Origin of the sequence: Frankia sp. BMG5.23 (assembly GCF_000685765.2) — a bacterium.
In the GTDB taxonomy this organism is placed as follows: domain Bacteria; phylum Actinomycetota; class Actinomycetes; order Frankiales; family Frankiaceae; genus Frankia; species Frankia casuarinae.
In genome coordinates this window covers 23,922-42,114 of record NZ_JDWE01000039.1, presented here as the reverse complement: position 1 = coordinate 42,114, position 18,193 = coordinate 23,922, and the positions used below count along the sequence as shown (strand labels likewise).

Genomic DNA, 18,193 nt, shown 5'->3' with positions numbered 1-18,193 from the left:
GGGGCAGGCCCGGGTGCGGCTGTCCGACCTGCACCTGCTGGAGCTGCACGACTGTTTCACCATCGCGGAGTTGCTGGAGTACGAGGTCGTCGGGTTGTGCCCGCCGGGCGGCGGGGGGCAGGTCATCNNCGNNGGGGTCGTGGACCGGGACGGCACGCTGCCGGTCAACCCCTCCGGGGGGTTGAAGGCCAAGGGTCATCCGGTTGGTGCCACCGGGGTGTCCCAGCATGTGATGGCGGTCCTGCAGCTCACCGGCACCGCCGGGGCGATGCAGATCCCCGGGGCCACCGTCGCCGGGGTGTTCAACATGGGTGGCCTGGCGGTCGCCAACTATGCGAGTGTCCTGGAGCGTGTGCGATGAGTGATCTCACCGGGAAAAGTGACCTGACCCTGAAGGCGGTGTTCGTCGACGCGTTGGACCGGTTCGGTGCGCGTCCCGCCCGTTTCGGCCGGCGGCGGGTAGACGGCGGCAAGTACCGACTGGTGGGTGACCCATCCCGCGACGGTATGGCCGTCGCTGGTGAGCACGGGCAGGCCCGGGGCGCCGGGGTCGTCGGTGAGTGCATGCAGGGCGGTGGCGACACTGTCGTCGACGGTGAGGGCGGGAGGGCGGACAGCGAGGTCGCCAGCGGCGCGCTGCTCGGCCCGGGCGTCGGTCTCGAGGGCGTGGGTGACGGCCGGTGTGGTGATGATCCCCTGGTAGTGCCCGTGTCCGTCGGTGACGGGGCGGGCGGGGAACGGCGAGCCGGCGAGCAGGGCGGCGACCTCGGAGAGGAGCGCGCCGGCCGGGACCGGCGGGGGCGGTGACCGCATCGCGGCGGTGGCCGGGATGGCCCGCAGGCGGCGCAGGTCGTGGGAGGCGTCGAGGTCGACGCCACGGCGGGTCAGCTTCAGGGTGTAGATGGTGTCGGTGCTCAGGAGCCGGCTGGTCAGGGTGGCGACGACGACGGCGGTCATCAGGGGGAGGATGATCGTGTACTCGCCGGTGAGCTCGAACAGGATGAGCACGGCGGTGATGGGCGCGCGGGCCGCGCCGGCGAAGACGGCACCCATGCCGACCAGGGCGTAGGCCCCGACAGGGGCGATGGTGCCCGGGGCGATATGGTGGGCGAGGGTGCCGAAGGCGGCGCCGGTGGACGCGCCGATGAACAGGGACGGGGCGAAGACGCCGCCGGAGCCGCCGATGCCGATGGTGAGACTCGTGGCCACGATCTTCCCGCCGATGAGGACGAGCAGGAACCACAGGGCGTACCCGCCGTGAACGGTGTGTTCGAGGACCGGGTAGCCGACGCCATACATCTGGGGCAGGGCGAGCAGGACGGTGCCGAGGAGCAGGCCGCCGACAGCGGGGCGTAGCCATTCGGGGCCGCGCCAGGCCCAGTCGCAGAGGTCCTCGATGAGATAGAGCAGGCGGGTGAACAGCACGCCGGTTAGGCCGGCCACCACGCCGAGCAGGATGAACAGGGGGTATTCGCCCTGGCTGTGAAGGGCGAAGGTGGGCAGGCTGAGAAAGGGAGTGTCACCGAAGGCGGCGCGCCCGATGACGCTGGCGGTGACGGCGGCCAGCACGACGACGCCGAAGGCCTCGGCGGTGAAGGTCCGCAGGATCACCTCCAGGGCGAACAGGACGCCGGCGACGGGGGCGTTGAAGGTGGCGGCGATGCCGCCGGCGGCGCCGCAGGCGACGAGGATCGGCAGCCGGCGGCCCGGCACGCGCAGGAGCTGGCCGAGAGCCGACCCGAGGGACGCGCCGATCTGCACGATCGGGCCTTCCCGGCCGACCGACCCTCCGGCACCGATGCACAACGCCGAGGCCAGTGACTTCACCGCCGAGACGCGGGGGGAGATGCGGCCGTCGCGTTCGGCGACGGCGGACATCACTTCGGGGACTCCGTGGCCGCGGGCCTCCCGGGCGAACCGGTGGATGAGCGGTCCGTAGACCAAGCCTCCGATCACCGGGACGGCCAGCAGGAACCAGAAACCCAGGTCCGGGATGTGGGGGTTGGGCAGCCGTCCGCCGACCGAGCAGTCCGCCCGGCCGCAGAACACCTCTGTGAAGAGGTTGATCAGCCCGCGGAAGGCGACCGCGCCGAGCCCGACCCCCGCGCCGATCATGACGGCCAGGGCCGCGAGGACGGCGCCGGCTCGGTGCTGGTAGATCTCCGGACGGGCTGCCCATCGGGTGGAGATCCCGCGTGACGTCACCGGCATGTTTGCACCATACAACTGTTGCTTTGTGCTTGCCATGATCCGGTCCGAGTAGAGATCGCGTTGCGCGGTAAAACGGTGACATGGCATGCCCGCCGGATGGCTCCGCCCTGCCGCCCTCGGTTCCCGACCCCGCGGGAGTGCCGGGCGTGGACGTCGACGAGGTCACCGATGCGGTCCTGACGGCATCCCGGCTGCTGGTGGCGGTGTCGGCCCGCTCGATCGCCGCCGTCGGCGAGGATGTCACCCTGCCGCAGTTCCGGATGCTCGTCGTGCTCGCCGGGCGTGGACCGCAACGCGCCGGGGAGCTCGCCGAGTCGCTTGACGTGCACCCCTCCACGGCCACCCGGATGGCCGACCGGCTCGTCGTTGCCGGGCTGATCCTCCGGGTCGGCAACCCGCGTAACCGGCGGGAGGTCATCGTCGAGCTGACCGGGCCGGGCCGGCGCCTCGTCGACGAGGTCACCGCCCGGCGCCGGGCCGAGATCGCGACGATCGTCGCCCGGCTCGCTCCGGACGTGCGGGGCAGCCTGGTCGGCGCGTTGCGCGCCTTCGCGGACGCCGGCGGCGAACCGGCGGCGATATCCGGTCGGGACGCCTCGGCCCTCGGCTGGACCTGACCGGCCTTCGCGGGTGGCCGACAAAATCTTCGACCCAAATCTTCGACGTCACGTAGAACATTCGGTCGGGAAGGCTCCTACACTCTGACGGCATGGAGGCGTCCGCCGGAGCGGGGGCACGCGTGATGCGAACAACCGTGTTCGCCGGCACATGCGTGGCCCTCTCCGCGCTTGCCCATCTCGCCGGGCACGGTTCCGCCCCGGCCGGGCCGGGTGGAGATCCCCTGGGGTATCTCATCCGAATCATCGCCGAAAGTGACGGGTTCGCGTCACACCGTGTCGCCGGGGTAGTACCCAGTCTGGAGTTCTCCCATGCCCTACATGCCGGCGCCTCGCGCCACCCGGTTCCGCCGTGGCCTGTCCACCCCCGCCGGGACCGACCGCCCGTTCCTTCCTCCCGGCCGGACATTCCTCGTTCCCGTCCTCCCCCTCGTCCTTCTCGTCGCTCTCGTAGCGATCTCCAGCTGTTCCTCGGGAGGCTCCTCGGCGGGCCCGTTGGTGCGCGGCGCATCCACGTCACCGAGCGCGGGGATCCGCGGCACCACGCTCGGCGCACCGATCGCGATGCCGGACCTGCGTCTGACGGACACCGCCGGGCGGCCCTACGACCTGCGCCCGCATGCCGCGGGCCGGCTCACCCTGCTGTTCTTCGGCTACACCCACTGCCCGGACATCTGCCCGACGACGATGGCCGATCTCGCCGCCGCGTTGACGCAGGTCTCCCCGGCCGTGCGCCGGCAGACGAGCGTCGTGTTCGTCACCTCGGACCCGGCGCGGGACACCCCGCCGGTGATCCGCCACTGGCTGGACATGTTCGACCACACCTTCGTCGGCCTGACCGGTGACGTGAAGACCATCGACACCGCCGCGCGCAGCGTCGGGGTGCCGCTGGAGCCGCCGCGACGGCAGGCCGACGGGAGCTACACCGTGGACCACGGTGCTCAGGTCCTGGCATTCACGCCGAAGGGCCAGGCGCGTGTCGTCTACCTCGCCGGCACCCCGGTGGCCGACTACGCCCATGACCTCCCGCTGCTCCTGCGGGGCGACGCGTGACCGGCGACGCGCCGACCGACGCGCCGACCGACGCGCCGACCGACGCGCCGACCGACGCGCCGACCGGAAGCCCGGGAGCCGCGCCGGTCGACGAGCGCGGACGGCCGGGGCCGGACCGCCGTCGGCTGCTGGGCGGCGCCGGGCTGCTCGGCCTCGGTGGCGGAGTCGTCCTCGGCACGGGGGTCGCCCTGGGCACGCAACGCCTGCTACCGGACCGGCCGAACCCGGTCGAGGCGGCTCGCCGCGCCGCGGTGGCCGCCGTGGCCGGTGACGGCCGTCACCAGCCCGGGATCGCCGAACGGGCCCCCGCGCATCTGATCTTCACCGCCTACGACCTGATCTCGACCGAGCCGACGGCGGTCCGATCCGCCCTCGCCGCGCTGCTGCGGACCTGGACGTCGGCCTCGGCGGTGTTGATGCGCGGCGAACCGACCGCCGGCGCCGAGCGGGACACGGCGGGGCTCGGGCCGGCCGCCTTGACGGTCACCGTCGGGCTCGGCGCGTCAGCGTTGCGCCGCGCCGGCCTCGACACGCGGATTCCCGGTCCGCTCGCGGACATCCCTGCCCTGCCCGGCGACCGGATCGACGCGGCCCGTGGCGGCGGGGACCTCGCCGTGCAGGTCTGCGCGGAGGACCCGATGGTCGCTTACTCGGCGGCCCGCCAACTGCGTCGCATCGCCGCTGCGTACGTCCAGCCTCGCTGGGTGCAGCGAGGGTTCCAGCGCACCGCGGCCGGTGCCGCCGACCCCGATGCCACCCCGCGTAACCTGATGGGGCAGGTCGACGGCACCGACAATCCCCGGCCGGGCACGGCACAGTTCGACCTCGCGGTGTGGGCCGCCGACGGGCCGGCATGGATGCGAGGCGGGACCTACGTCGTCTGCCGGCGGATCCGCATGCTGCTCGACAGCTGGGACCGGCTGACCGAGGCGGCGCAGAGCGAGGTCATCGGCCGGCGCAAGTCCGATGGCGCACCGCTGTCCGCCCCGCCCGCCGACCAGGGCGGGGGCGAGACGACAGCGCCGGACTTCGCCGCCCGCACTGCCGACGGCCGGCCCGCGATCGCCGTCAACGCCCACATCCGACTGGCCCATCCGCAGTTCCACGGCGGCGTCGCGATGTTCCGCCGCGGCTACTCCTACGACGACGGCCTCGACGCCACCGGTGAACCGGACGCGGGGCTGTTCTTCCAAGCCTACCAGGCCGACCCACGTACCGCCTTCGTTCCCGTCCAGCGCGCCCTCGCCGCCTCCGACGCGTTGAGCACCTTCATCCGGCATACCTCCAACGCCCTGTTCGCCATCCCACCCGCCCCGCCGCCGGGCGGCTTCCTCGCTCAGCAGCTCCTCGATGGCGCATGAGCGCACCCCGACCTCGCGGAGACACCATGACCCGGGACACCTCATCTCTGATCGATCTCGGCGAGCGCGGAAGGCGTGGGCGCCGTGCCCGGGTCGCGCTGGCCGCTGTCACTGTCATGGCGGGGGCGGCGGCCGCGGCCACCTGGTGGACCCGCCGCCAGCCGACGACACCCCTGTTGCCGGTTTCGTGGTGCCGCTGGGGCCAGGGCGACGGGCCGCCCCCGCTGACCCCGGCGCGTCTGGTGGACACCTGGCAGCTTGACGCGGCCGCGCTCGCCTTCCTCGTGCCGGTCACTGTCCTGTACCTGTGGGGCGTCGCCCGGGTCCGCGCCCGCCATCCCGCGCGGTCCTGGCCCTGGCCCCGCACCTGCGCCCACCTCGCCAGTGTCGCGGTGGTGGTCCTCGCGACGAGCAGCGCCGTCGGCGTCTACGATGAAGCGCTGTTCAGCATGCACATGGTCCAGCATCTGATGCTGATCATGGTGGCGCCACCGCTGTTCGTCGCGGGCCGGCCCCTCATCCTCCTGCTGCACGCTGTCGGCAACCCCCTGCACACCAGGGTCCGTAAGATGATCCGCTCATGGCCGGTCAGCGTCCTGGTCTCCCCGCCCGCCGCCCTCGCCGGCTACGCCATCACGATCATCGGAACCCACCTCACCGGCTTCATGAACGAGGCGATGGCCCGGCCCTGGCTCGGCCAGCTCGAACACGTTCTCTACCTCGCTGCCGGCTACCAGTTCTTCGTGCTGCTCGTCGGCGACGAACCGATCCGCTGGCGGTTGTCCATGCCCGGCCGGCTCGCGCTCGTCATCCTGTCCATGGGCGTCGACACCCTCGTCGGCGTCGTCCTGCTACAGTCCCGCACCCCGATTGCCATGGCACCGCACACCTGGGGCAGCAGCCCCCTGCTGGACACTCAGACCGGCGGCGCTATCATGTGGGTCGTCGGTGACGGGATCATGGTTGTGCTCATCGTGCTGCTGTTTCGGGTATGGACGCGTAAACCCGAGCCGGTGCGCCGGGCCCGTTCGAGCTGGCTGGAACGGGCCCGTACCGCGACCTTTGCCACCCACACCGGCCACGAACCCGCCCCCACCACCATGGTGGTCGCCAGACCGGCCGCCCGGGCGCGATCCGTCGACCTCGACGATGATGAGGCGAGCTGGCGGGCGTACAATGACTGGCTCGCTCGCCTGGACACGACCCGTTGACCTGGGCGGGCACGACCGTTGACCGGTGCGACCGCGGTAGCCGAGACCGTGGCAGCCTCAGCGGCAGGACCGCCTCCCGGTCGTCATGGATCGGTCCTCTCCCGTTCCCTGCTCGCCACTGGGTGGCGAGCGGCGGGCTGATGGACGTACAGCTCGCGCCGCCGCGGGGTCATGGCCGCGGGGACGGGCTCCGGCAGCCGGTAGCGGGCGGGATGCTGGTGCTCGGCGTACAGCCGGCCGGCATTGTAGACCCGGGGGAATTTCCAGAGCATCCGTGGGAAGTTCGTCTGGCCACGCGCCAGGTTCGCGGCGACGATCCGGGCGGTCGCGGCAAGCGCCTTCGCGCCCAGGTGTTTGCGGTTGAGGACCGCCTGGGTGGCGACGAGCTCGCGGTAGAAGCGGTCGAGGGGGAGCCGGGTGGGGACGACGGCGTGCTGGATGTCGAACAGCCGGTAGTCCAGGGTGGTGAGCCGCCGGGACTGGGTGTGCCAGATCTCCGTACCCGGATAGGGGGTGCACACCGTGAGATGCACGATTTCCGGCACCGACAACGCCCATTCGCGGACGAGACGGAACTGCTTCTCGTCCCAGTCCGGGTCGGCGATGAGGTTCACCGCGACCGTGATGCCGATCTTTCGGGCAACTTCGAGGGCGCGGATGTTCTCGTCCGGGGAGATCCGCTTGTGGTAGAGGTCCAAGCCGTCCGCGTCGAGGGCTTCCATGCCCAGAAACATGTATTCGAGGCCGAGGCGGCGCCAGCGCTCGAACACCTCGGGATGGCGCAGCAGGACGTCGCTACGGGTTTCCAGATAGTACCGTTTGCGAATCCCTCGGCGTTCGACCTGATCGGCGATGGCCATGCCGTGTTCAGGCCTGATGAAGGCGACGTCATCGACGATGAAGACGTTCGGTTCCCGGATGGCGGACAGTTCCTCGCCGGCCGCGTCCGGGGAGAGGCGGCGGTAGCTGCGGCCGTAGAAGGTCCAGGCGCTGCAGAAGGAGCAGTCCCATGGGCAGCCGCGAGTGAACTCGACCGAGGCGCACGGGTCCAGTTCCCCGATGAAGTAGCGGCGGCGGTGGGCCAGCAGATGGCGGGCCGGTAGCGGCTCGTCGAGGCCGGGTAGCAGGGCCGGGGTCGGGCCCGCCCCGTCGGCGGTGACCGCGCCCGGGACGTCCGCGAGACGGGCGCGGTCGGCTTCGAGGATGCGTGGGGCGACCACTTCGCCCTCGCCGCGCGCGACCACATCGAGTGCGCCGTCGCACTGCTTCAGCAGGTGCTCGGCGATGAAGGAGACGCTGTGGCCGCCGGCCACGACCAGGCAGTCGGGCAGTTCCCGCTTCGCCCGGTGCGCGAACTCGATGACCTCGGGGACGTTCGCGAGATAGTTCACCCCGAACATCACCGCGTCGGGACGGCACTTTCGCAGGTGGCGCGCGTAGGCGGCCGGTTTCTCCACCTGAAGATCGAGCATGCTCACCTCGTGGCCCGCGGCGAGCAGCGCGGCCGCCACCCGTTCCAGCCCCAGCGGTTCGAGCCGTAGGAAGATCTTCGAGTACATCAGCGCGCTGGGATGAACCAGCAGGACACGCATGTTGCTCCTCTCGCCTGTTCGGGGACGGATCTAGGTGTTCGAGGGCGGGCCTGGGCGGATCGGACTGATGCGGACTGATGCGGTCCCGCCCCGAACGTGCGTGCCGGGGACCCTGCGTGCCGGGTACTGCCCGTGGGTCGCCCGTGGGTCGCTCTCCGCCCGGGCGCCGACTCCGCGTCGCCTGTCATCTTCCTGTTCCTGCCCCGGGATGCCGGCATGACTCGGGAACGAACCTTACATTCGGCTGACAATGACGTCGGTGCGTCGGGCGACGGTCCTTCAACGGCACGAGAGACCGGCCGGGACCGGCCGCGACGAACGGGTTTGACGGTGGCGTGCACCGTCCATACCCAGACTCACGGTGCTGGTGCGAGCGGCGGTCGGCTGATCGATGGGTGGGAGGGAAGCGCAGCTATGTCACAGGTCGCGGACTATGTCCTGCAGCGGTTGACCGGCTGGGGTGTTCACCGCATATTCGGCTATCCCGGGGACGGCATCAACGGCTTCCTCGGGGCTTTCGACCGGGCCGGCGGTGATCCTGGGTTCCTGCAGACCCGGCACGAGGAGATGGCGGCGTTCATGGCCTGCGCGCACGCCAAGTTCACCGGTGAGGTAGGCGCGTGTGTCGCGACCTCCGGCCCGGGGGCGATCCATCTGCTCAACGGTCTCTACGACGCCCGGCTCGACCATCAGCCGGTGCTGGCGATCGTCGGCCAGCAGCGGCGGACCTCCCTCGGCGCCCACTACCAGCAGGAAATCGATCTGATCTCGCTGTTCAAGGACGTCACCGAGTACGTGCAGTACTGCATGGCCCCGCCCAGCGCCCGTCATCTCGTCGATCGGGCGATGAAGACAGCGCTGTCCAGCCGGGCGCCGGTCTGCCTGATCTTCCCGGAGGATGTCCAGGAGGAGAAGTACACCGAGCCTCCGCATGAGCACGGGGCGGTGCGGACCAGCATTGGCTGGACGAAACCACGCATCCTGCCGGATCCGGACGAGGTGCGCCGCGCCGCCGCCGTGCTGAATCGGGGCCGCCGGGTGGCGATGTTGATCGGGCAAGGGGCGGCCGGCGCCCGCGAGGAGGTGACGGAGGCCGCCGACCTGCTCGGCGCGGGTGTCGCCAAGGCCCTGCTCGGCAAGGATGCGCTCCCCGATACCCTGCCGTTCGTGACCGGCCCCATCGGGCTGCTCGGCAGCGAAGCCAGCCACAAGATGGTGATGGGCGCCGACACGCTCCTCCTGGTCGGGACGAGCTTCCCCTACTCGGAGTGGCTGCCGCGGGAGGGCCAGGCCGCCGGCGTCCAGATCGATATCGACGGCCGGATGATCGGTATTCGTTATCCGATGGATGTTCATCTCGTCGGCGACGCGGCCGAGACGCTGCGCCAGTTGATTCCCCTGCTCATCCGCAAGGAGGACCGTTCCTGGCGGCGGTTCATCGAACGGGAGGTGGCGACCTGGCAGCGGGTGCTGGCGGACCGGGCCAGGCTGCGGGCGGATCCGATGAACCCGCAGATCGTCGCGTACGAGTTGGACAAGCGACTGCCCGATAACGCGATCCTCACCGCGGACTCCGGGTCGGCGACCACCTGGTGGGCCCGTTACCTGCGCATCCGTGGGGACATGAAGGCGTCGTTGTCGGGAACCCTGGCGACCATGCTGCCCGGAGTGCCCTACGCGGTGGCGGCGAAGCTGGCCTATCCGGAACGACCGGTGATCGCGTTCGTCGGCGACGGGGCGTTCTCGATGCTGGGCATGAACGAGCTGTTCACGGTCAAGCGGTACTGGGAGAGGATGAACACCGATCCGCGGCTGGTGTTCACCGTGTTCGTGAACGAGGACCTCAACCAGGTCTCCTACGAGCAGCGGGTGATGGCGGGTGATCGGATCAATGTCGAGACGCAGAAGATCCCGTATGTGCCGGCGGCGGATTTCGCCCGGCTCCTCGGTTTCACCGGGATCCGCTGCGACTCGCCGGACAAGATCGGTGCCGCGTGGGAACAGGCGCTGGCTGCGGACCGGCCGGTTGTGCTTGAGGTCGTTGTCGACGCGAAGGTGCCGCCGCTGCCGCCGCACGTCCGGCCCGAGCAGATGCGCAAGACCGCCCGGGCGTTCCTGCAGGGCGACCCAGAGGCCGTCGGCATCGCCGTGCAGGGCTTCAAGGGCAAGTGGCAGGAGGCGAGGGAGCACCTCCCGCACGCCGCCCGCAGGTAGTTTCCCCACCTGCGATCTGCCCGTTCCCGCCACCCCGCCCGGGGAGGCCATCCCCTACCTCGGGCCCCTACCTCGGGAGGTAGCCGCTGTGCCGGCGATCGAGCGCCTGGGCATCGCGGCCTGTGCCGTGCCGAGGTGCCGTGTCGGCAGCTGTCGTGCCGGCAGCGGAACCCCTACGTCGTGCCGACAGCCGAGGGAGTGACAGCCCGGTCCGGGGAGTGGCGGGGCAGGGAAGGGGGTGGGCATGCCGGATGTGGAGGGCACGCGCCGATGACAGCGGAGCGGAGCGAGCGGGACGATAATCCGGGGCTGGTGCCGACGCTGCGTGAGTTCGCCCTGCTCGCGGACGGGGAACGGGGTGCGCTGATCGGCCCGGACGGCCGCGTGTGTTGGATGTGCGTGCCCTCGTGGGCGGACGACGCGGTGTTCTCGACGCTGATCGGTGGCGCCGGCTCCTACTCGGTGACTCCGGCGACCGCCTTCACCTGGGGCGGTTACTACGAGGACCGGTCGTTGATCTGGCACAGCCGGTGGGTGACGCGGGCGGGCGTGGCGGAGTGCCGGGAGGCTCTCGCCCTCCCCGGGCGGCGGCACCGTGCGGTGCTGCTGCGCCGGATTCTCGGGGTCGAGGGGACCGTGCCGGTGCGGGTGACGCTGGATCCGCGTCCCGGGTTCGGCCGGCGGGCGGTGGCGGGGCTGCGGCAAGACGGGCTGGACGGGCCGGACGGGCCGGACGGGGTGGAGGCCTGGTGCGGGCGAGTCGGCGAGCTGGAGCTGCGCTGGTCGGGACGGCTCGCGGCGGTCGCCCGGATCGACCATGATGCGGGCGGTGGCAGTCTCGTCGCGGAGCGCCTGGTGCGGGCCGGCGACTGTCTCGATCTTGTGCTGGAGCTCGGTGAGCTGCCGGCGGACCGTCCGGTCCCGGACGTGCTGTGGGCCGAGACGAAGCGGGCCTGGCGGTCCGCGGTACCGGAGCTGTCGAGCCTGGCCGGTGTCCGCGACGCTCAGCACGCGGTCGCGGTGCTGCGCGGGCTGACCGGCGGCGGGCACGGGATGGTGGCCGCGGCCAGCACCTCCCTGCCCGAGCGGGCCCGTCAGGGCCGCGACTACGACTATCGGTATGTCTGGATCCGAGATCAGTGCTACGCGGGGCTGGCGGCCGCGCGGGCCGGCCTCGACGGGCTGCTCGACGACGCCGTCACGTTCGTCACCGAACGGCTGTTGGCGGACGGCCCGAACCTGCGTCCGGCCTACACCGCCCGCGGTGGCCCGATCCCGGACGAGCGCCGACTCGATCTGCCGGGGTACCCCGGCGGCGACGACGTGGTCGGGAACAAGGTCGGCCACCAGTTCCAGCTGGACGTCTTCGGGGAGGCGGCGCTGCTGCTGGCGGCCGCGGCGCGGCGGGGCCGGCTGACCGATGACGCCCGGCGGGCCGCGGCGGTGACCGCCGGGGTGATCGCGGCACGCTGGCGGATCCCGGACACAGGGGTCTGGGAGCTGGAGCCGCGGCACTGGACGCACAGCCGGTTGACCTGCGCGGCAGGGCTGCTCGCCTTGGCCGGCGTGGACGGCGCCGGGGTGGGGGAGGCCGACGGCTGGCGGGCGCTGGCAAGGCGGCTGCTCAGCGCCGCCCGCGAGGAGATGCGGCATTCGAGCGGGCGCTGGCAGCGGGCGACCGACGACCCGCGGGTGGACGCGGCGCTGCTGCTGCCCGCGGTGCGGGGAGCGGTCGACGTCCGCGACCCGGTGTCGGTGGCGACGCTGCGGGCGGTGGCCGAGCAGCTGACCGACGACGGCTACGTCTACCGATTCGATCATGCCGGGATCCGGCTCGGGGTGGCCGAAGGGGCCTTCCTGCTGTGCGGCTTCTGGCTGGCGCTGGCCTACCACCGTGCCGGCCGGCACGATCAGGCCCGGCGGTACTTCGAGCGTGGCCGCGCCGCCTGCGGGCCGCCCGGCATCTACGCCGAGGAGTTCGATGTCACTCAGCGCCAGCTGCGTGGCAACATTCCCCAGGCGTTCGTCCATGCCCTGGTTCTGGAGACTGCCGCCACCCTCCGACCCCTCGACGGCACCGACCCGGGATGAGGCGTCTCGGTCACGGCCCGGCGGCGGTCGCGGATCTGTGGGGAGTGGATTTTCCGGTGGCCGGGCGTTTCAACGCGGCGGAGGTTGGTAGAGACGTGATGCACTGCCGGTACATCCATACGCCGACGAGCGGGTGAGCCATTCGTAGCGGGTGATCCTGGCGGCATGTCCGGTTGTCGAGACCGCCCGTTTTCGCTGGCTTGAATAGTATGCGAGGAGGAACTCGTGCCCGACGTGGCCGTGTCTGGTCGGATGGCCCGATGACGGTCGAGGTCCGTCCTTTTCCGCCGAGTGTCGGGGAGCAGCGAGGGGAGCCGCCGACGGCCCTGGACATCCTCGGTACGACCGATCACAAGTCGATCGGTCTGATGTATCTGGTGACCTCGTTCGGGTTCTTCCTATTCGCCGGGATCCTCGCGATGCTAATGCGGGGGGAACTGGCCCGGCCCGGTCTACAGATCGTCTCGAACGAGCGGTACAACCAGTTTTTTACGATCCACGGCACGGTGATGATGCTGTTGTTCGCGACCCCGCTGTTCTCCGCGTTCGCGAACTATCTTGTCCCGTTGCAGATCGGGGCGCCTGACATCGCCTTCCCCCGGTTGAACGCCTTGGGCTACTGGCTGTATCTGGTCGGCGGTCTGATCGTCGTCTCCGGGTTCCTGACCCGGGGCGGGGCGGCGGACTTCGGCTGGTTCGCGTACTCCCCGTTGACCTCGGCGCAGTACTCGCCGCACCTCGGCGGTGATCTGTGGGCGGTGGGCCTGGTGATGTCCGGGCTGAGCACCGTGCTGGCGAGCGTCAACTTCATCACCACGATCATCACGCTGCGCGCGCCGGGCATGCTCCTGTTCCGAATGCCGATATTCACCTGGAACGTGCTGATTACGTCGGTGCTGGCGCTGCTCGCGTTCCCGGTCCTCACCGCGGCCCTGCTGGCGCTGGAGGCCGATCGCCGGTTCGGCGCCCACGTGTACGACGCGAGCAACGGAGGAGCGATCCTCTGGCAGCACCTTTTCTGGTTCTTCGGTCATCCCGAGGTCTACATCGTCGCGCTGCCCTTCTTCGGCATCGTCACGGAGATCCTGCCGGTGTTCAGCCGTAAACCGATTTTCGGGTACCGGGGGTTGGTCTTCGCGACCGTGGGAATCGGCGCGCTGTCGATGGCGGTGTGGGCGCACCACATGTTCGCGACCGGTGCCGTGCTGCTGCCGTTCTTCTCTCTGCTGTCCTTTCTGATCGCCGTCCCGACCGGGGTGAAGTTCTTCAACTGGATCGGCACCATGTGGCGCGGAACGATCATCCTGAACACGCCAATGCTGTTCTCGATCGGATTTCTTATCACCTTCCTGTTCGGTGGGCTGACCGGGGTCACCCTGGCCAGCCCACCCATCGACTTTCACGTCACCGACAGCTATTACGTCGTGGGTCATCTGCACTATGTCCTGTTCGGGACAATCGTCTTCTCCGCGTTCGCCGGTGTGTACTTCTGGTTCCCCAAGGTGACGGGAAGGTTCCTGAACGAGAAGTTGGGGAAGCTGCACTTCTGGAGTCTTCTCGTCGGTTTCCACGTGACGTTTCTGCCGATGCACTGGCTGGGTGTCAGGGGAATGCCGCGGCGGGTCGCCGACTACCTGCCCACCGACGGTTTCACCACGCTGAACACGATCGAGAGTGCCGGCTCCTTCCTGCTCGGCCTGTCCACCCTACCGTTTCTGTACAATGTTTGGCGGTCGCTGCGGCATGGTGACCCGGCGACCAGTGGTGACGCCTGGGGCTACGGGAACTCGTTGGAATGGGCGACGTCCTGCCCACCACCGAAGCACAACTTTCACCAGATACCCCGTATCCGATCCGAGCGGCCGGCCTTCGACCTGAACCACCCCCGGCAGGGGCCGGAGGGGCGGGAAGGTCGCCAGCGGCAGCCGCGCCGGGTCGACCAGAGGCACCGGCGCGAGCTGGCCTCCGTCGAGGGGGAGACGGCCTCGCGGCGTGATACCGCGGTGGACCCGGACGCGGCCGGGTGATTACCTCCGCCCGGCTGTTCGCCGTTCTGGCTCTGTTCTTCCTGGTCACCGGCGGGGTGTACCTGTTCACCGGACATGACCCGGCAGGTGCGGCCGCGCTCATCTTCAGCATGGTGATGAGCCTGTTGGTCGCTGGATTCCTCTGGTACACCGGCCGGCGCAGCCGCCTGCCCGCCGACGACAGCCAGATCGAGATCCCCGAGGGGGCCGGTGACATCGGCTTCTTCAGCCCGTTCAGCTACTGGCCGGCGGCGATTGCGGTCAGTTTCGGGCTGCTCCTGCTGGGGCCGATCATCAGCTACTGGCTGCTGTTCATCGGTGGCGTGCTGACCGCGATCACCATCGTGGGCCTGGTGTTCCAGCACGAATCCACCGATGAGAAGAACTCGCAGGACGCCGCCCGGGGTCACGGCACCTCCGCACCGGGCGAGGGCCGGTGATGGTCGATACAGGGGCGCCGGTGAAGGCCGGTGAAGGCCGGTGGGGGCCGCCACGGCGGCGTACGGCGATGAGCCCGAAGGAGGAGTATATGATCTTTCCACGCGGTCTGGCGCTCTCTGCGGCGTTCGCGACGCTTGCCGGTGCGCTGTTCGCTGTCGATGCCGTGGTCGTGACGAGCCGGGCACTGGGTGACACCCTCGTGCTCGCCGGCGCCGTGTTCGCCTTCGGGGGCGTGATGGCACTGCTTCCGCGGGGACGGCGTTGACTCCGGCGGGCTCCGCCGACGCGGAGCGACCGCAGCGACCGCAGCGACCGGCTGGACCAGACGGGGCAGCCCGGCCCGGCGGGCCCGGGGGCGTGGCGGGGATAGCGGCCTGCCTGTCGCTCTCGCTCGTCGGCGCGGTGGCGTTCGCGGTGGTGAACTTCACCGGCCGGACGGGCACCGTCGGCTACAACGCGCTGCTCGGTCTCTCCCTGGGGTTGGCCATCATCGCCGCCGGCATCGGCGCGGTGCTGTGGGACAAGCGTCTCATCCCCCAGGAGGAGGCGGTCGAGGAACGTCACCCCATGGTCTCGCCGGGCGCCGAGGAGGCGGCCACCCAGCAGACCGTGGACCGGGTCGTGGCCGAGACAGGGCTGCGCCAGTTGCCGGTGCTGCGCCGGCTCGTGCTCGCCATGCTCGGCGGTTTCGGGGTGATAGCCGTGGTGCCGCTGCTCAACCTGGTCAGGCGGGCCCCGCATCGGGACCTGTTCACCACCCGCTGGTCACCCGGGGCGCGGCTGGTGACGCCGGAGGGCCGGCCGGTGCGCCTTGGCGACCTGGCGATCGGCGGCATCCTCACCGTGCTGCCTGAGGGGCATCTCGGCCTCGACGCCCAGGCGGACAGCGCGGCGCTGCTGATCAGGCTGCCCCCGGGACTGGCCACCCCGCCCCGGCAGGCCGCGGCCGGGTACGACAACCACGTCGCGTTCTCGAAGATCTGCACCCATGCGGGCTGCCCGGTGAGCATGTACATGAGCCAGCCGCATCAGCTCCAGTGCCCGTGCCACCAGTCGGTCTTCGACATGACCGACCTGGCCAGGCCGATCTTCGGCCCGGCGACCCGTGCCCTGCCCCAGCTGCCCGTCACGGTCGACGCCGATGGGTGTTTCCGAGCCCGGTCGGATTTCCCCGAACCGGTCGGGCCCGGCTTCTGGAGCCGCTCATGACCGCCACCACCGGCTCCGGGACCTCCACGCGGCGCGCGGACCGTCCCGGGCGGGAATCGCCGGGCCCCGGGCGGGAATCGCCGGTGACCGCTGCCGGTCACAAGGCGGTCGGATTCATCGACCGGCGCCTGGGCAGCGCGAGGTTCCTGCGCAGCGTGATGAACAAGGTCTTCCCCGACCACTGGTCCTTCATGATCGGCGAGATCGCGCTCTACAGCTTCGGCGTGCTCGTGGCCACCGGGGTCTACCTGACGTTCTTCTTCGAACCCAGCGAGCAGCAGACCGTCTACGACGGCTCCTACGTGCCGCTGCGCGGGGTGACGATGAGCCGTGCCTACGCCTCGACCCTCGACATCTCCTTCGACGTCCGCGCCGGCCTGGTCATCCGCCAGATCCACCACTGGGCGGCGCTGCTGTTCGTCGCGGCGATCATCGTGCACCTGTGCCGGATCTTCTTCACCGGCGCCTTCCGTCGCCCCCGGGAGATCAACTGGCTGATCGGGGTGAGCCTGCTGCTGCTCGCCATCGCCGAGGGCTTCGCCGGCTACTCCCTGCCCGACGACCTGCTGTCCGGGACCGGGGTGCGTATCGCCTACGCGATCGCCGAGTCCATCCCCGTCGTGGGAACCTGGATCGCCTGGGGCTTCTGGGGTGGCGAGTTCCCCGGCACGCACTTCATCACCCGGCTCTACGTGGTGCACATCCTGCTCGTCCCGGGTCTCCTCCTCGCGCTGATCGGCGCCCACCTGGGGATCCTGTGGCACCAGAAGCACACCCAGTTCCCCGGCCCTGGCCGGACGGAGGACAACGTTGTCGGTAGCCGGCTGTTCCCCGGCTACGCCGCCAAGTCGGTCGGTTTCCTGCTCATCACCGCCGGCCTGCTCGCGGTGCTCGGCGGCGTCGCGCAGATCAACCCGGTCTGGGCCTACGGCCCGTACACCCCCATGGACGTCTCCTCGCTGGCGCAGCCGGACTGGTACGTCGGGTTCCTCGAGGGCTCGCTGCGGCTGTTCCTGCCCTGGGAGTACCGGGGCCTCGGCCACGACGTCCCGCCCGTACTCTGGCCGGGGGTGGTCCTGCCGGGAGTGCTGTTCGGCCTGCTCGCGGCCTACCCGTTCCTGGAGGCGCTGGTCACCCGGGATCATGATCAGCACAACCTGCTGCAACGCCCCCGCCATCACCCCGACCGCACCGCGTTCGGGGTGATGGCGCTGACCTTCTACGGCGTCCTGCTGCTTGCCGGCGGCGACGACGTGTTCGCCCTCGTCCTGCACCTGTCCCTCAACGCCGTCGTCTGGGCCGGCCGCATCGGCCTGCTGGTGCTGCCACCCTTCGCCTTCTATGCCACCCGCAGGCTCTGCCGCGCCGCTGCCGCCCGCGAACGCCGGCAGGCGGCCGCTCCCGAAGAGACCGGCTGGATCCGCCTCGAACCCGCCGGCCGGTACACCGAGGTCGAACTGCCGAAACCCTCGGCCCCGGCACCCGCCCTCGCCGCCGCCGAGCGAGTCCCACCCGCCATCGAAGGCCCCACCAGTGGCCGCCAGCGCGGGCAGGCCCGCCTCCGTCGCGCCGTCGTCGGCTTCTTCACCCGTCCCCGCGCCTAGCATTCGGCCGGCGGGGGCCCATAATGGGTATTCCCGGAACGCAAGCATCAGCCAACAGGCGACCACCATTTGAACGGCGCGCCGAGAGGATCAACTCGCCTGGCCCAACCAATAAAAACTTGGCGCGGGCTCGGAGAGCAACGTAACAGCCGTCGAAGGCACTTTCGGCGGGCTCCCACGAGACGCTGGTCACAGCGGAGAACCGATGTCCAGGGAAATTCAACCGACAAACATGGCATCGAAACAGCCGGGTACTTCCGCGGCGAGCGGTACTGGCCGGCTCGTTCGGTGAACGTCGCGCTGCGCACTTCACGCCCGCCGGGGCCCGACTCGGCGAGGATCGGGCCCGCACGGCCCTGACCAGGCAGATTCACTCCTGTCGCCGGTGAGATGACAATCACCTCAAGCCCTCGGGGTCGGTTTTCCACCGGTTACGTCAGACTCGCTACCCCCGCCTCTTCGGCGAGTCGACCTACGAAAGTATTTCTACCTGATGCGCGGCGCGCTCCACGCATTAATGCCATGCCGGAGCCCGCACGATGACTATCAAGGTGATTATGGA

Annotated in this window: 13 protein-coding genes and 1 pseudogene; 12 read left to right on the top strand and 2 right to left on the bottom strand. The window is 70.3% G+C overall.

Annotated features, from left to right (window positions below):
- Window positions 1–361: pseudogene (locus tag BMG523DRAFT_RS16185) on the top strand (thiolase domain-containing protein); the annotation flags it as partial.
- Here BMG523DRAFT_RS16185 and BMG523DRAFT_RS16180 read toward each other — a convergent pair.
- The gene (locus tag BMG523DRAFT_RS16180) at window positions 331–2,211 is read right to left on the bottom strand and encodes a chloride channel protein (RefSeq protein WP_051623897.1); all 1,881 of its coding nucleotides are present in this window, start codon (window positions 2,209–2,211) and stop codon (window positions 331–333) included. The pseudogene BMG523DRAFT_RS16185 and the gene BMG523DRAFT_RS16180 sit on opposite strands and share 31 nt — an antisense overlap.
- Window positions 2,212–2,291: 80 nt before the next feature.
- Here BMG523DRAFT_RS16180 and BMG523DRAFT_RS16175 point away from each other — a divergent pair, with 80 nt between their 5' ends.
- The 4 genes from BMG523DRAFT_RS16175 to BMG523DRAFT_RS16160 all read left to right on the top strand — a co-directional run bounded on the left by BMG523DRAFT_RS16175 (window position 2,292) and on the right by BMG523DRAFT_RS16160 (window position 6,453).
- Window positions 2,292–2,828 (top strand): MarR family winged helix-turn-helix transcriptional regulator, encoded by a 537-nt coding sequence (locus BMG523DRAFT_RS16175; protein WP_011436910.1) that lies wholly within the window; start codon window positions 2,292–2,294, stop codon window positions 2,826–2,828.
- Between the two features lie 312 nt (window positions 2,829–3,140).
- The gene (locus BMG523DRAFT_RS16170) at window positions 3,141–3,881 is read left to right on the top strand and encodes an SCO family protein (protein ID WP_011436909.1); all 741 of its coding nucleotides are present in this window, start codon (window positions 3,141–3,143) and stop codon (window positions 3,879–3,881) included.
- Window positions 3,878–5,242 carry a Dyp-type peroxidase gene (locus BMG523DRAFT_RS16165; protein ID WP_051623896.1) on the top strand — a complete coding sequence of 455 codons (1,365 nt, stop codon included), beginning with the start codon at window positions 3,878–3,880 and terminating at the stop codon, window positions 5,240–5,242. Before BMG523DRAFT_RS16170 ends, BMG523DRAFT_RS16165 begins: the two co-directional genes overlap by 4 nt.
- Window positions 5,243–5,268: 26 nt before the next feature.
- The gene (locus tag BMG523DRAFT_RS16160; RefSeq protein ID WP_011436907.1) at window positions 5,269–6,453 is read left to right on the top strand and encodes a cytochrome c oxidase assembly protein; all 1,185 of its coding nucleotides are present in this window, start codon (window positions 5,269–5,271) and stop codon (window positions 6,451–6,453) included.
- An 83-nt stretch (window positions 6,454–6,536) separates the two neighbouring features.
- Here the strand turns inward: BMG523DRAFT_RS16160 and hpnR are convergent, their stop codons facing one another.
- The gene (gene hpnR / locus BMG523DRAFT_RS16155) at window positions 6,537–8,045 is read right to left on the bottom strand and encodes a hopanoid C-3 methylase HpnR (protein ID WP_011436906.1); all 1,509 of its coding nucleotides are present in this window, start codon (window positions 8,043–8,045) and stop codon (window positions 6,537–6,539) included.
- A gap of 414 nt (window positions 8,046–8,459) precedes the next feature.
- Here hpnR and BMG523DRAFT_RS16150 point away from each other — a divergent pair, with 414 nt between their 5' ends.
- The 7 genes from BMG523DRAFT_RS16150 to BMG523DRAFT_RS16125 all read left to right on the top strand — a co-directional run bounded on the left by BMG523DRAFT_RS16150 (window position 8,460) and on the right by BMG523DRAFT_RS16125 (window position 17,631).
- A complete protein-coding gene (locus BMG523DRAFT_RS16150; RefSeq protein WP_011436905.1) occupies window positions 8,460–10,259 on the top strand; it encodes a thiamine pyrophosphate-requiring protein in 1,800 nt (599 codons plus the stop codon).
- Window positions 10,260–10,529: 270 nt separating this feature from the next.
- Window positions 10,530–12,350, top strand: coding sequence for a glycoside hydrolase family 15 protein (locus tag BMG523DRAFT_RS16145; protein ID WP_043591490.1), 1,821 nt, complete (start codon window positions 10,530–10,532; stop codon window positions 12,348–12,350).
- A 260-nt stretch (window positions 12,351–12,610) separates the two neighbouring features.
- On the top strand, window positions 12,611–14,377 hold the full coding sequence (ctaD, locus tag BMG523DRAFT_RS16140) for a cytochrome c oxidase subunit I (RefSeq protein WP_108913839.1): 1,767 nt from the start codon (window positions 12,611–12,613) through the stop codon (window positions 14,375–14,377).
- Window positions 14,374–14,817 (top strand): cytochrome c oxidase subunit 4, encoded by a 444-nt coding sequence (locus tag BMG523DRAFT_RS16135; RefSeq protein WP_011436902.1) that lies wholly within the window; start codon window positions 14,374–14,376, stop codon window positions 14,815–14,817. The genes ctaD and BMG523DRAFT_RS16135 overlap by 4 nt, the downstream gene beginning before the upstream one ends.
- A gap of 89 nt (window positions 14,818–14,906) precedes the next feature.
- A complete protein-coding gene (locus tag BMG523DRAFT_RS25400) occupies window positions 14,907–15,083 on the top strand; it encodes a hypothetical protein (RefSeq protein WP_157902540.1) in 177 nt (58 codons plus the stop codon).
- A 92-nt stretch (window positions 15,084–15,175) separates the two neighbouring features.
- Window positions 15,176–16,027 carry a ubiquinol-cytochrome c reductase iron-sulfur subunit gene (locus BMG523DRAFT_RS16130; protein WP_023841669.1) on the top strand — a complete coding sequence of 284 codons (852 nt, stop codon included), beginning with the start codon at window positions 15,176–15,178 and terminating at the stop codon, window positions 16,025–16,027.
- On the top strand, window positions 16,024–17,631 hold the full coding sequence (locus tag BMG523DRAFT_RS16125; RefSeq protein ID WP_011436899.1) for a ubiquinol-cytochrome c reductase cytochrome b subunit: 1,608 nt from the start codon (window positions 16,024–16,026) through the stop codon (window positions 17,629–17,631). The genes BMG523DRAFT_RS16130 and BMG523DRAFT_RS16125 overlap by 4 nt, the downstream gene beginning before the upstream one ends.
- Window positions 17,632–18,193 lie beyond the last annotated feature (562 nt).